The sequence below is a fragment of the Micromonospora sp. NPDC049799 genome (genome assembly GCF_040656655.1).
GTDB lineage: Bacteria > Actinomycetota > Actinomycetes > Mycobacteriales > Micromonosporaceae > Micromonospora.
Genome location: NZ_JBFAMU010000119.1, coordinates 1 through 12,219, shown reverse-complemented (window position 1 = coordinate 12,219; position 12,219 = coordinate 1). Strand labels below are relative to the sequence as shown.

Annotated in this window: 13 protein-coding genes and 1 pseudogene; 8 read left to right on the top strand and 6 right to left on the bottom strand. The window is 73.8% G+C overall.

The window, feature by feature from the left end; translation table 11 throughout:
* The 3 genes from AB0I76_RS12245 to AB0I76_RS12235 all read left to right on the top strand — a co-directional run.
* Window positions 1-763, top strand: a 763-nt coding sequence (locus AB0I76_RS12245; RefSeq protein ID WP_357033781.1) for an NAD-binding protein, incomplete at its 5' end; no start/stop codon positions are given.
* A 109-nt stretch (window positions 764-872) separates the two neighbouring features.
* A complete protein-coding gene (locus AB0I76_RS12240) occupies window positions 873-1,811 on the top strand; it encodes a superoxide dismutase (RefSeq protein ID WP_357033779.1) in 939 nt (312 codons plus the stop codon).
* 111 nt (window positions 1,812-1,922) lie between these two features.
* The gene (locus tag AB0I76_RS12235) at window positions 1,923-3,011 is read left to right on the top strand and encodes a Gfo/Idh/MocA family oxidoreductase (protein WP_357033777.1); all 1,089 of its coding nucleotides are present in this window, start codon (window positions 1,923-1,925) and stop codon (window positions 3,009-3,011) included.
* 8 nt (window positions 3,012-3,019) lie between these two features.
* Here the strand turns inward: AB0I76_RS12235 and AB0I76_RS12230 are convergent, their stop codons facing one another.
* Complete coding sequence (locus AB0I76_RS12230) at window positions 3,020-3,424, bottom strand: DoxX family protein (RefSeq protein ID WP_357033775.1); 405 nt, start codon at window positions 3,422-3,424, stop codon at window positions 3,020-3,022.
* Between the two features lie 158 nt (window positions 3,425-3,582).
* Between AB0I76_RS12230 and AB0I76_RS12225 the strand changes: the two genes are divergently transcribed.
* Window positions 3,583-4,263 (top strand): GNAT family N-acetyltransferase, encoded by a 681-nt coding sequence (locus tag AB0I76_RS12225; RefSeq protein ID WP_357033773.1) that lies wholly within the window; start codon window positions 3,583-3,585, stop codon window positions 4,261-4,263.
* Between the two features lie 61 nt (window positions 4,264-4,324).
* Here the strand turns inward: AB0I76_RS12225 and AB0I76_RS12220 are convergent, their stop codons facing one another.
* Both AB0I76_RS12220 and AB0I76_RS12215 read right to left on the bottom strand, forming a co-directional pair.
* Window positions 4,325-4,516, bottom strand: coding sequence for a DUF397 domain-containing protein (locus AB0I76_RS12220; protein ID WP_357033771.1), 192 nt, complete (start codon window positions 4,514-4,516; stop codon window positions 4,325-4,327).
* Window positions 4,507-5,273, bottom strand: a pseudogene (locus AB0I76_RS12215) (DUF5753 domain-containing protein). The gene AB0I76_RS12220 and the pseudogene AB0I76_RS12215 overlap by 10 nt, the downstream one beginning before the upstream one ends.
* Before the next feature lie 191 nt (window positions 5,274-5,464).
* Here AB0I76_RS12215 and AB0I76_RS12210 point away from each other — a divergent pair.
* Window positions 5,465-5,608: a hypothetical protein gene (locus tag AB0I76_RS12210; protein WP_357033769.1), complete on the top strand. Its 144-nt coding sequence runs from the start codon at window positions 5,465-5,467 to the stop codon at window positions 5,606-5,608.
* A gap of 192 nt (window positions 5,609-5,800) precedes the next feature.
* On the opposite strand, the gene AB0I76_RS12205 is transcribed toward AB0I76_RS12210, so the two are convergent.
* Both AB0I76_RS12205 and AB0I76_RS12200 read right to left on the bottom strand, forming a co-directional pair.
* Window positions 5,801-6,889 carry an NYN domain-containing protein gene (locus AB0I76_RS12205; protein ID WP_357033767.1) on the bottom strand — a complete coding sequence of 363 codons (1,089 nt, stop codon included), beginning with the start codon at window positions 6,887-6,889 and terminating at the stop codon, window positions 5,801-5,803.
* A 40-nt stretch (window positions 6,890-6,929) separates the two neighbouring features.
* Entirely contained in the window at window positions 6,930-7,538 is a 609-nt protein-coding gene (locus AB0I76_RS12200) for a hypothetical protein (RefSeq protein WP_357033765.1), read from the bottom strand.
* A 129-nt stretch (window positions 7,539-7,667) separates the two neighbouring features.
* Here AB0I76_RS12200 and AB0I76_RS12195 point away from each other — a divergent pair, with 129 nt between their 5' ends.
* From AB0I76_RS12195 to AB0I76_RS12185, 3 genes are all read left to right on the top strand, one after another.
* Window positions 7,668-8,768, top strand: a complete 1,101-nt coding sequence (locus AB0I76_RS12195) for a ThiF family adenylyltransferase (RefSeq protein ID WP_357033763.1) — start codon at window positions 7,668-7,670, stop codon at window positions 8,766-8,768.
* Window positions 8,765-10,030, top strand: coding sequence for a hypothetical protein (locus tag AB0I76_RS12190; protein ID WP_357033761.1), 1,266 nt, complete (start codon window positions 8,765-8,767; stop codon window positions 10,028-10,030). The genes AB0I76_RS12195 and AB0I76_RS12190 overlap by 4 nt, the downstream gene beginning before the upstream one ends.
* A 180-nt stretch (window positions 10,031-10,210) precedes the next feature.
* The gene (locus AB0I76_RS12185; protein ID WP_357033759.1) at window positions 10,211-10,816 is read left to right on the top strand and encodes a DUF6879 family protein; all 606 of its coding nucleotides are present in this window, start codon (window positions 10,211-10,213) and stop codon (window positions 10,814-10,816) included.
* On the opposite strand, the gene AB0I76_RS12180 is transcribed toward AB0I76_RS12185, so the two are convergent.
* Entirely contained in the window at window positions 10,774-12,045 is a 1,272-nt protein-coding gene (locus tag AB0I76_RS12180) for an MFS transporter (RefSeq protein WP_357033757.1), read from the bottom strand. The genes AB0I76_RS12185 and AB0I76_RS12180 overlap by 43 nt on opposite strands.
* Window positions 12,046-12,219 lie beyond the last annotated feature (174 nt).

Here is a 12,219-nt window from a genome sequence, read left to right as displayed (position 1 = left end):
CGGGGCCCGCGGCCACGTCATCATCAGCGGGTACGGCGCCGCCACCCGTTCCCTCGCGGCCGACCTGGCCACGGCCGGCGTACCCCTGGTGATCGTGACCCTCAACCCGGACGGCGCGGCGGAGGCCGAGAGCGACGGGCACGAGGTGCTGCGCGGCGACTCGACCCGGCAGCACATCCTGGACCGGGCCGGGTTGGCGGAGGCCCGGATGGTGGTGATCCCCGAGGACGACCCGGAGACCGCCCAGCGGATCGCGTCCGTGGTCCGCACCGTCGCCCCCGGCGCCAGCATCGTCGTCCGCCTCGACGAGCCGGCCGACCTGGACGCGCTGGCGGCGGCCGGCGCCGACCGGCTCGTGGACGCCACCCGCGCCAGCCACACCGCCCTGACCGAGGCGGTCCTCGGCGGCCTGGCCGGCCCCCGGCGCGGTCCGACCCGGGTGGACGTGCACTCCATCGTCACCTGGCGGCCGGACCCGGAGACGCCCTGCCCGCACACCGGCACGATCGTCCCGGTGCTGCCCAGCGCGCCGGGCTGCCAGGAGTGCCTCCTCGAGGGCACCACCTGGGTGCACCTGCGGATCTGCCTGTCCTGCGGGCACGTCGGCTGCTGCGACTCCTCGCCGCAACGGCACGCCTCGCGGCACTTCCAGGAGACGGACCACCCGATCGCCGCGTCGGTGGAACCGGGCGAGGAGTGGGCGTGGTGCTACCTCGACGAGACCCTGCTGAACCAGGCCGAGGTGCCGTCGCCGAGGCGGTAGCGAGCCGGGCGGCACACCGGCGGCGGTCGTACAGTGGGGAAGGTCCTGGCCCCACTGACCGTGGCCGGCGACGGCGTTCCCTGCCGCCGGCCAGCCCGGAAGGAGCACAGTGAACCGACCTCTCAGGACCGCGCTCGGCGTCGCCCTGACCGCCACTGTCCTGACCACCGTCGCCGTCGCGCCCGCCCAGGCGGACGACGGGAACCGTCCACCCGCCGTCGTCGCCCTGCCCGACGGTTTCCAGCCGGAGGGCATCGCCACCGCCGGCCGGTACGCGTACTTCGGCTCCCGCGCCACCGGCGCCATCTACCGCGTGGACCTCGTCACCGGTACGGGCACGACCCTGTCCGCACCCACCGGCACCCCGTCGCTCGGCCTCAAGGTCGACCGGCGCGGTCGGCTCTTCGTCTCCGGCGGCACGGCCGGCGACGCCCGCGTGGTGGACACCCGCACCGGCGCGGTGTTGGCCCGTTACCAGTTCGCCGGCGCACCGACGTTCGTCAACGACGTCGTCCTCACCCGGGACGCCGCGTACTTCACCGACTCCAACCGGCCTGTCCTCTACCGCCTGCCGCTCGGGCGCGGCGGGGCGCTGCCGCCGGCCGACGGCTTCACCACCATCGCGCTCACCGGGGCGTACCAGCAGGTCGGCACCGGGGTGAACCTCAACGGCATCGTCACCACGCCGGACCGGGAGGCGCTGATCGTCGTCCAGTCCAGCACCGGCACCCTGTTCCGGGTGGATCCGGCGACGGGCGCGACCACCGTCGTGGACGTACCCGGCTACACCTTCACCAACGGCGACGGGTTGCTGCTGCTCGGCCGCACTCTCTACGTCGTACAGAACCGGCTCAACCGGATCGCCGTGGTCGAGCTGAACCGCGCCGGCACCGCCGGCACGGTCACCGGCACCATCACCGACCCCGACTTCGACGTGCCCACCACGGTCGCGAAGGCCCTCGGCCGGCTCTACCTGCCCAACGCCCGCTTCACCACGCCACCGACCCCGACCACGCCCTACACGGCGGTCGCGGTCCGCACCCGCTGAGCCACCGCCCCGATCGGTGACGCCTCCCCCGTACGACACGCCGTCCGTGTCACCGGGGAGGCGTCACCGATCGACGGCGTAGGTTGGACGTGATCACGAGATGGGGGTCGCATGGCCGAGACGGCGCGGGGGCCGCTGCGGGTGGGGCTGCTGGGGTACGGCGTGGCCGGCCGGGTGTTCCACGCCCCGCTGATCGCGGTGACGCCCGGCCTGCGGTTACACGCCGTGGTGACGCGGGATCCGGAGCGCCGCCTGCAGGTGCGGCGGGAACACCCCGACGCGCGACTGGTGGACGACCCGGACCTGCTGTGGCGCTCCCCCGAAGCCCTCGACCTCGTGGTGGTGGCCACCCCCAACCGGCACCACGTTCCCGCCGCCCGCGCCGCGGTGGCCGCCGGCATCCCGGTGGTCGTGGACAAGCCGCTGTCCGCCACCGCCGCCGAGGGTCGCGAGCTGGTCGCCGAGGCGGCCCGGCGGGGTGTTCCGCTGACCGTATTCCAGAACCGCCGCTGGGACGGGGACTTCCTCACCGCCCGTCGGCTCGTCGGCGAGGGAGCGCTGGGCACCGTCAACCGCTTCGAGTCCCGCTTCGAGCGGTGGCGTCCGGCGATCAAGCCCGGCTGGCGCGAGAGCGGCACACCGGACGAGGCCGGCGGTGTCCTCTACGACCTCGGCGCGCACCTGGTCGACCAGGCGGTGCAGCTCTTCGGACCCGTGTCGTCCGTGTACGCCGAGGTGGACCGCCGCCGGCCGGGCGCCCAGGTCGACGACGACGCGTTCGTGGCACTGAACCACACCGGCGGGGTCCGCTCGCACCTCTGGATGAGCGCGGTCGCCGCGCAACTCGGGCCGCGCCTGCGGATCCTCGGCGACCGGGCCGCGTACACCTCGTGGGGCCTGGATCCGCAGGAGGCCGCGCTGCGCGACGGCGGGCGACCCGGCACGCCGGGCTGGGGTGCGGTCGCACCCGAGCGGTACGGGCGGCTCGGCTCCGACGACGACCTGCGGCCGGTGCGGACGGAAGCGGGGCGCTACCAGAGCTTCTACGCCCAGGTGGCGGCGGCCCTGCGGGACGGGTCTCCACTACCGGTCGACCCGCGCGACGCGGTGGACACGGTCGCGCTGATCGAGCTGGCTCACCGCTCCGCCGCCGAGCGCACGGTCCTCCCCGTCCCCGCCCCGCAGCGCCCCACTCGGTGATCATGAGGTTAGCGGTCGAGTGGATCTCCCGACCGCCCGCCAACCTCGTGATCGACGTGAGCAAGGGCGGCGGTGCCGGCTGCGAGGGCCAGGAGGGCCAGCGCGCTCCACGGTGAGGTCCCCAGGACAGCCAGATTGGTGATCACCGCGCCGGTGAGCAGCACCGTGAGGCCCAGCGCGGCGTAACGGGCGAGCCGGGGCACCAGCAGCCCGATCGCCCCGGTGATCTCCAGGGCGCCCACGACGTACCGGAACCACTGCCCGGCGCCGATGTCGTCGAACATGTCCACCATGGCCGGTTCGCCGCCGAGCTTCGCGGCTCCCGCCGCAAGCATCACCAGGGCCAGCACCACCTGCGGGATCCAGCGCAGGCGCCGGAGACGAGGCGTGGATCGGTCGGTCGGGACGGTCATGAGGGCTCCTTCGACGCGGTGGTCTCCACCGGTACGTCGAAGCGACGCTCCACCGTCGGACACGTCGCGGCATTCCGGGGTGCACATTGCCTGCGCCGATCGACGTCGGCTGCGCATCAGAGGCACTGCCGGGAACCTCCTGCGGCAGAATGCCTCGGGTGCTGATCGATCACTGGCCGCTGCTGGGCCTTCGCCTGCGGACCCCTCGCCTGGAGCTTCGACTGCCCGACGAGGAGGAGTTGGCCGAGCTTGCCGACGTGGCGGCACACGGAATCCACGAGCCGGGACGACGGCCCTTCCTGAGACCGTGGACCGACATGCCGCCACGCGAACTGGCACGCGAGGTACTTCAGCGACACTGGCGGCGGCGCGGCACGTGGACGCCAGAGAGCTGGGCGCTGGAGCTTGCGGTCTTCCGGGAGGGTCGGCCGATCGGCGTACAGGAGCTGTGGGCCGACAACTACTCGACGCTGCGGGAGGTGGCGACCGGGTCCTGGCTGGGTCTCGACCACCAGGGTCAGGGCGTCGGCACGGAGATGCGCTGCGCGGTGCTTCATCTCGCCTTCGCCGGACTCGGCGCCGAGCACGCACGGACGGCGTCGTTCGTCGACAACCCCGCCCCGCTCGCCGTCTCCCGCAAGCTCGGCTATCGGCCCGACGGGATCACGCGCGATGTCCTGCACGATCAGGCGGTCGTCTCCGAGCGCCTCCGCCTGACCCGCCACGACTGGGAGGCGCGGGATCGGCCCGAGGTCACGATCAGCGGCTTGGAGCCCTGCCTCGGGCAGTTCGGCATCGCCCTGGACAGCCCCTCCGGCTCCCACGCCACGACCGGGTGACCGGTCCGCATCCGCTGGCCGTCCTGGAAGGAGGCTGACCACCTCCGAGTGCCCGCGATGGTCAGCGGCGCCCGGAGACCCCGACGACGAAGGCACGCCAGGAGGCCGGGGGGAAGGTCAGGGCCGGGCCGGTGGGGTCCTTGGAATCCCGTACGCCGACCACGCCGGGCAGGTTGTCGGCGACCTCGACACATGCACCGCCATTGCCGCTGCTGCGACTGCTCTTGCGCCAGGTCGCACCGTTCAGGTCCATGTCTCCGCCACTTCCATGATGAGGTCGACCGACTGCCAGTGGGACAGCGCCTCGCCGCGCACGTTCTCCCACGCTGCCAGTATCGCCGCGATGTCGCCCGGGTCGCTAACCACTTGTCCCTGCACCTGGTTGTCCAGGTAGCCGGCCGTCCGGTGGTCCGCGCTGGTCGCGATGATGAAGGGGCCGTTTAGCCCGGCGTAGGCGCCGACCCGGGACGGCACCACGTGCACCCGCACGTGAGGGGCTTCGCACGCCGCCACCAGGGCCCCAACTGCTCCCGCATGGCCGCCCGGCCGCCGACCGGCCGGCGGAGGACCGCCTCGTCGACGACCGCCGTGAACTGCGGTGGATCGTCCCGGCGGAGAATGCCCTGCCGGGCGAGCCGGGCGGCGACGTGCCGCTCGACGTCGGCGTGGGGGATGAGACCCGCGCCGGCGAGCACGGCACGGGCGTACGCCTCGGTCTGGAGCAGTCCGGGTAGGACGGCCGACTCGAACCACCGGAGTGACACCGCTTCGCGCTCGATCTCCTGCCAGGGACGGAACCAGATGGGTTCACGACGTCTCGACGTGTCCGGCCAGATGTCCGCCACGTCCCGCCCGAGGACCGCTGCGGCCGCCGCTCGGTGGCGTGGATGCGGGATGCGACCTTCGGTGAGCCAGCGGCCGGTCGTCTTCGGGTCGACGCCGATCCGTTCCGCGAGGGATTCCGCGGTGTGACCGGTCTCGTTGAGGGCTGCCCGCAGTGCGTCGTTCACGAACCCTCCATGGGATGTCCGGGATTTCCGCCGACCATATCGCTACGCGGTGTATCCGTCTCGTCACGACAGACAGGGTGTCGTGTGAGGACGGCGCGGCCGGTGGAGGCGAAGCCCGGCGGTCGCGTTCGCGGGGGCCGCCGGGGCGAGCACCCCGGCGCCCTCAGCCGAAAACGACGAGGAGGAGTCACATGCCGGACCCGTTCAGGGCGGAAGAACTCCTCCTGCTGACCCGCGCGGCGAGCCCCCAGTTCGTCCGACCACTCACGGTCCGGGTCATCCGCGAGATCGCCGACCGGCACCCCTTCCTTCGCTGGGCGTCCGCGCGCGGGTAGCCCACCTCGGCGTAGATCCACTCGATGTCATTGATGTCGGGCTGACAACCTCACTCGGACACCCCGGTGTCAATGATGTCGAGTCGATCATGTTCGGGACCCACACCCACAAATCATGTCCGGGACCCGCACCCACAGATCATGTCCGGATCCGCACTCCACAGGTCGGAACCCGCCCGAAGCCCCCGGCGGTCAGGACGTTGGGGCGGTGAGCAGGTAGTCGTCGGCCTCGGCGCTCCAGTGCAGGTCGACCGCGCGGGCGGTGGCGGCGGCCTTGCAGAACTGGAGGAAGCTCCGGTAGCCGAGCTTCTTCTCGCTGAAGTCCGGTCGGGCCCGGCGCAGCTGGTTCTTCAGCCCGGACAGGGCCACCTCGCCGTTGCGGCCGGAGAGGTCCTGCACCACGGAGCGCAGCAGGGCGAAGGCCACCTCCCGGTCGCCGTGCTCGGGCAGGGAGACCTCCGGGTCGCCCTTGGCCGGGCCCTCGGCCAGCTCGATCACATTGTGCGCGGCGAGGTGGCGCAGAAGTTCGCCGAAGGTGCGGAAGCCGTAGTCGGACTCGCTGAAGGTCGGGTCCTTGCGCAGCAGGGTGCGCTTGAGCCGGGACGCGGTCACCTCGCCACCGGAGCTGCCCTGGAGGCCGGCCACCGTCTGGGCCACCAGGACGGCCAGCGTCTCGACGTCCCGGGCCGGCTCCTCGACCGCGGGCTGCGGCTCCGGCTCGACCTGCTCCACGGGCTCGACCTGCTGCGGTTCCGGCCGGATCGCCCGGGCCGGACGGCCGCGCCGGCCACGTGACGGCGGGAGGTCGACGCCCTCCAACCGGTCGTAGTAGAGGAACTCGTCGCAGGCCGGCGGGAGCAGCGCCGAGGTCGAGTTCTCGACGCCGACGCCGATCACCTGCTTGTTGAGCTCCCGCAGCTTGTGCACCAGCGGGGTGAAGTCGCTGTCACCGGTGCAGATCACGAACGTCGAAATGTAGTCCCGCTCGAAGGCCAGCTCGATCGCGTCGACGGCCATCTTGATGTCGGCGGCGTTCTTGCGCGAGGCGCCCATGCGCTGCGGTATCTCGATGAGCTCGACGTGGGACCGGGTCAGCATCCGGCGGTCCTCGTCGAAGTACGACCAGTCGGCGTACGCGCGCCGTACCACCACCCGCCCCCGCTCGGCGAGAGCGTCGGCGATGGGCCGGAAGTCGAAGGCCACGCCGCCGAGGTGGTCCCGTGCCCCCAGTGCGAGGTTCTCGTAGTCGAGGAACAGGGCGATCCGGTCTTCTTGATCCACGGAAGCAGCGTACGCCCGAAAGCGCGTCACGCGGACGAGGTCAGCGGCGTGGCCAGGCGTACGCGAGCGGCAGCGGGGTCGGCTGGTCGGCCCAGGTCCCGGTGAGCACCCGCCCGGTCAGCGCGGCCTCCTCCGCGGGCCGGCGCAGGACGGCCAGGTCGGCGGTGTCGGTGGCGATCCGCTCTCCCCCGTCGCCGGGCGCGCCGGCTGCGGCGGTGCCGTCGACGGCGACGGTCATGTTCGGCGGGCGGACCTCGCGCCGGCCGTCGACCTCGAAGAACTCCTCCGCCTGCCCGGTGCCGGCGAGGATGGCGTCGGCCAGCGCGGCGGCGTAGACCGGGTCCCCGCAGCCGTCGTACACCCAGCGCTCGCCGAGCACGGAGTGGTGGGTGGTGCCGACCAGGCGGTCGTCGGCCCCGGCCAGGGGCGCGTCCCGGTACGTGAGCGGAACCTGGTGGACCGGCCCGTCCCCGACGCGGACGAGCAGCGTCTCGATGCCGACCTCGCCGGCCGGGTCGTCGAAGCGGTACGCCGCGACGCGCTCCACCTCGGCGCCGGTCCCGCCCGCGAACCAGGGCTGCCCGGGCAGCCAGGCCGCGAGGAGTTCGAGTTTGGTGGGGCGGATCTCGGCCCGGTGCAGCAACGCCATGCGCCCGATCCTACGGATCATGCCGGCCCGGCACCGCACCGTGGCATTTGTTGATTGACAAGGATCAGCGGCGGGGGAAGGCTGGCTACCGGCACGACGTCGCACGCGCAGTGGCACACGGGGAGAGCCATGGAGCGTCCACGCATCAAGCCGGAGCACGCCCCCTGTCGGGTCGCGGACGGCCGCGTCCGGATCGGCGGTCCCACGTACGGTGTCGCCGCCGAGGTGACGGATCCCAGCGGTGCGGTGTGGACGCTGCTGGAGAGCATGGACGGCAGCCGCGACACGGACCAGATCGTGCGGCGGGTCGTGGCGGCGCATCCCACCGAGTCGACCGACGGGGTCCGGGCGGCGCTGCGCCGCTTCGTCGAGTCCGGGTACGTCGAGGACGCGGGCGCGCCGGATCCCCCGGAGCTGACCGAGCAGGACAAGCGACGGTACGACCGCGGCCGGGCGTACTTCCGGTGGCTGGACCTCACGCCCCGCGCGAGCACCTGGGAGCCGCAGGTCGCGCTGCGCCGGGCCCGGATCACCCTGGTCGGGCTGGGCGGCACCGGTGGGGTCGCGGCGACGGCGCTGGCGGCCAGTGGCGTCGGCCGGCTGGTGTGCGTCGACCCCGACGTGGTGGAGCTGTCCAACCTGAACCGCCAGGTGCTCTACACCGAACGGGACATCGGCCGGCCGAAGGTCGACGTGGCGGTGGACCGGCTCCGCGCGCTGAACTCCACGGTCGAGGTCAGCGGTGTCCGGCGGCGCGTCGCGGGCGTCGACGACGTGGTCGGCCTCGCCGCGGAGTGCGACGTGCTGGTGCTCTCCGCGGACCGGCCGCCGGCCCTCCGGCGCTGGACCAACCGGGCCTGCCTCGCCACCGGCACGCCCTGGGTGGACGCCGGCTACCACGGCCCGCTGGTCCAGGTCGGCACGTACGTGCCGGGCACCGGGCCCTGCTGGGAGTGCGTACGCGCGACGGACGACGAGCGGCACCGCGCGGCCGGCGTCCGGTACGAGGACACCCGGCGGCGCGACGAGGCCGTGGCCAACGCCGTGGCGGCCCCCTCGGCGGGCATCTCCGGCCATCTGGCCGCCCACCACGTGATCTCCCTGGTCACCGGCGTGCCGGCGCTGCCACCGGGGCGGGTCGACGCGGTGAACCTGCTGGCCCCGGACGCCACGTTCGTCCGCCGGGACGCGCGCCGGCCGGACTGCCCCGCCTGCGGGACGCCGGCATGAGTGGAGCAGGGGTGGCGGCGGTCGACGGGTCGAGCGTGGTGCGCCTGCACCCGCTGCACGTCCGCGCCGACGGTGACTCCTGGGTCGTCGGCCGTGTCGACACCGGCGACTTCATCGCCGTGCCGCCGGTCGGGCACCGTGCCATCACCCTGCTGTCCCGGGGCACCGTCGACGACGTCCGCGCCCGGCTGCGGGACGAGACCGGCGGCGACGTGGACGTGGCGGCCTTCGTGTCCGCCCTCGTCGACGTGGGATTCGTGGCGGAGATCGACGGTCACCGGCTGGAGTCGGCACCGCCGGCCGGGTCGATGTTCCCGTGGCTGCGGCCCCACCACGTACGGTGGCTGCTTCACCCGGCGGTCGCCGTGGCGACCGGGGCCGTGGTCGGCGTGGCCGTCGTGGCGGCCCTGCGCGATCCGACGCTGGCGCCCCGCCACCGCGACCTGCTGTGGAGCGGCAGCGGCGGGGCCGTCGTCCTCGGCAACCTGGCCCTGGTGTGGGCGCTGATACTTCTGCACGAGCTGGCGCACCTGCTCACCGCGCGGGCCGCCGGCGCGCCCGGCCGGATGAGCCTCGGCACGCGTTTGCAGTTCCTGGTCGCCCAGACCGACGTCAGTGGGGTGTGGGCGGCGCCGCGCCGCGCGCGGCTGACCGTCTACCTGGCCGGTATCGCGACGAACCTCGTGGTGTGGGCGGTCGCCGTCCTCGTGCGCGGCGTGGGCGGCGTCGACGGTCGCGCCGGTGCGGTGGTCGCGGCGGTCGGCCTGCTCTCGCTGACCCTGGTCCCGGTCCAGTTCCTGGTCTTCATGCGGACCGACGTGTACTTCGTGATCCAGGACCTGGCCGGCTGCGCCAACCTGTACGCCGACGGCTCGGCGTACGCCCGGCACCTGGGCGCGCGGCTGCGCCACCGGCTGCTCCGCCGAGGCGTGCCACCGGGGGACCCGAGCCTGCGGCTGGGCGCGCGGGAACGCGCCGCCGTCCGCGCGTACACCGCCGTTCTGGTCGCTGGGACCGCCGCGTGCCTGGCGGTGGCCGCCCTGGTCACCGTGCCGGTGAGCGTCGCGGTGCTCACCGCGGCCCTCCACGCAGCCGTCGGGGGCGGGTCGACCCGGGAGGTCCTCGACGCGGGTGCGGTGCTCGGCGCCGGCGCCCTCTTCACCGTCCTGTGGACCCGCGCCTGGTGGCGACGCCACGGGTCGCGGGTCCGACAGGCGATCAGCCGTACGCGGCACCGACTCGGAGGGAGGTGGACGGCGTGAAGAAGACCGACAAGCAGAAGGTCGAGAAGACCCGGACCGGCAAGCTCGACACGATCGAGATCCGGAAACTCGACAAGATCGAGACGACGGCTCTGAGCAGCAACCCGTCGGGCTGACCCGACGCACCTCGCCGGCCCGGGCACAACGCCCGGGCCGGCACCGACGACAGGGAGGTGTCCGGTGCGTGACCTTCTCGACGGGACCACCGGCGAGCCGATGACCCGCGCCGACTACCTGGTCGACTTCTGGGACCGGTTCTGGACGGCCGGCGGTGCCGGGGTCTGGAAGCTGGAACGCGGGCAGCACTTCCGGGAACCCGGCTACGACGTCTGGGAGGCGTTCGACCGGGGTGACTGGGCCGGGTCGCTCCGGCTGCTGGAGGTCGACCGTGCGCAGATCGCCGCCGAGCACCGGCGGATGCGGCAGCGGGGCGTCGCGCTGTCCTGGGTGCGCGTGGTCGAGCGGCCGATCAGCGCGTACGTGCGGTGGAACCTGCACGTGCTGCGCGTGCGGCAGCAGTGCGGCACCGACGCACGGGTCGTCGGCGCCGGGACCCTGGCGGCGCGGGAGGCGGCCGGGCCGCTGCCGGAACTGGTCACGGTGGGGACCTCGGTCGCGTACGAGCTGCGCTACGACGGCGACGGCACGCTCGACGGGGCGTACCGTCACACCGACCCGGACCTGGTCCGACGCTGCCGACGGGCGATCGCCGACCTGCACGCGGCCGGTGAGCCGCTGCGCGGCTACTTCCTCCGCGAGGTGGCCGCCGCGCCGGGCGGGTCCTGAGCGACGGGGTCGCCGGAGCGCGGCCCGAACGCGCGCCCCACGGCCAGGGCGATCAGCAGCGCCACCGCCCCGGACGCCGCGGTGACGACCGGGATCAGGTCGAGCTGCCCCAGCCGGTAGCAGAGCGACCCGACCGCCGACCCGCCGAGGATGCCGACCTGGAACGTGATGCTGTGCAGCGCGTTGCCGGTCTCGGCGTGGGCGTCGTCGACCCGCCGCAGGACGGCCAGCGCGGTGAGGACCGCGAGCACCGAGAACGACGCCCCGGACAGGGCGAGCAGCGCCGCCCCCAGCATCGGCGCCCCGACGACGCCGCTGGCCCAGAGGGCCGCCGGCACGACCATGAACAGCGCGGTCGCCGCCCGCGTACTGGTGACCGGCCGGGCGTCGGCGAGCCGGCCGCCGATCGCGCTGCCCGCCACCGAGGCGACGCCGAAGACGAAGAGCACCACGGAGAAGGCCGGACCGCGCACGCCGAGGTGCTCGTCGGCGTACGGCGCCAGGTAGGTGAAGAGCGCGAAGTGCCCGCCGACCGCCAGCAGGGTCACCGCGAAGACCACCCCGAGGCCCGGGAAGCGCAGCGTGGGAGCCAGCCGACCGCCGGCCGCCGGGTCCTCGCCCGCGCCGGGCAGCGACGGCAGCGTACGCACGAGCACGACCGCCAGCACCGTCGCGAGTACGACGACGGCCCCGTTCGCGGCGCGCCAGCCCAGCGCCTGCCCGGTCAGCGTCGCCAGCGGTGTCCCCACGACCAGGGCGCTGGCGCCGCCCACCGCGATGCGCCCACTCGCCCGTCCCCGGTGTTGCGGTGCCGCCAGACGGGCCGCGACGGGCATCGCCACGGCGAAGAAGAGCCCGTGCGCGACCGCCGCCACCGCACGCCCGGCCATCAGGAACCCGACCGTCGGTGCGGCGGCGACGAGCACGTGCCCGGCGGCGAACGCGCCGGCCGCGACGACCAGGACCCGCCGTCGGGGCCAGCGCGCGAGCAGCCGGGTCACCGGTACGGCGGTCAGCGCGGCGATCGCCGCGTACACGGTCACCGACAGCCCGACGACGCCGGGCGAGGTGTCCAGCCCGGTAGCCATGTCCCCGAGCAGCCCGACGGGCAGCGTCTCACCGGTGACGAAGGCGAAGGCGAGCGCGGCCAGCACCAGCGACGGCAGCAGACCGCTCCCCCGGTTCGTCCGGTCCGGCGGCGCGGCGACCGCGACGTCGTGCGTACTCATCCGCTCCTCTTCCGGCAGCGGGGCGCGCCCAGCGGTAGGGCCGCTGAAGTGCGGCTAACCGGCCGAGGCCGGTCCGGGGACGGAGCGGGCGGCGCGTGGCGATGCTGTCGCCGTCAGGACTTCTTCCCACCCACGGTTCCCCATGACGCTGACGCCGAGCTGATCGCTGGCACA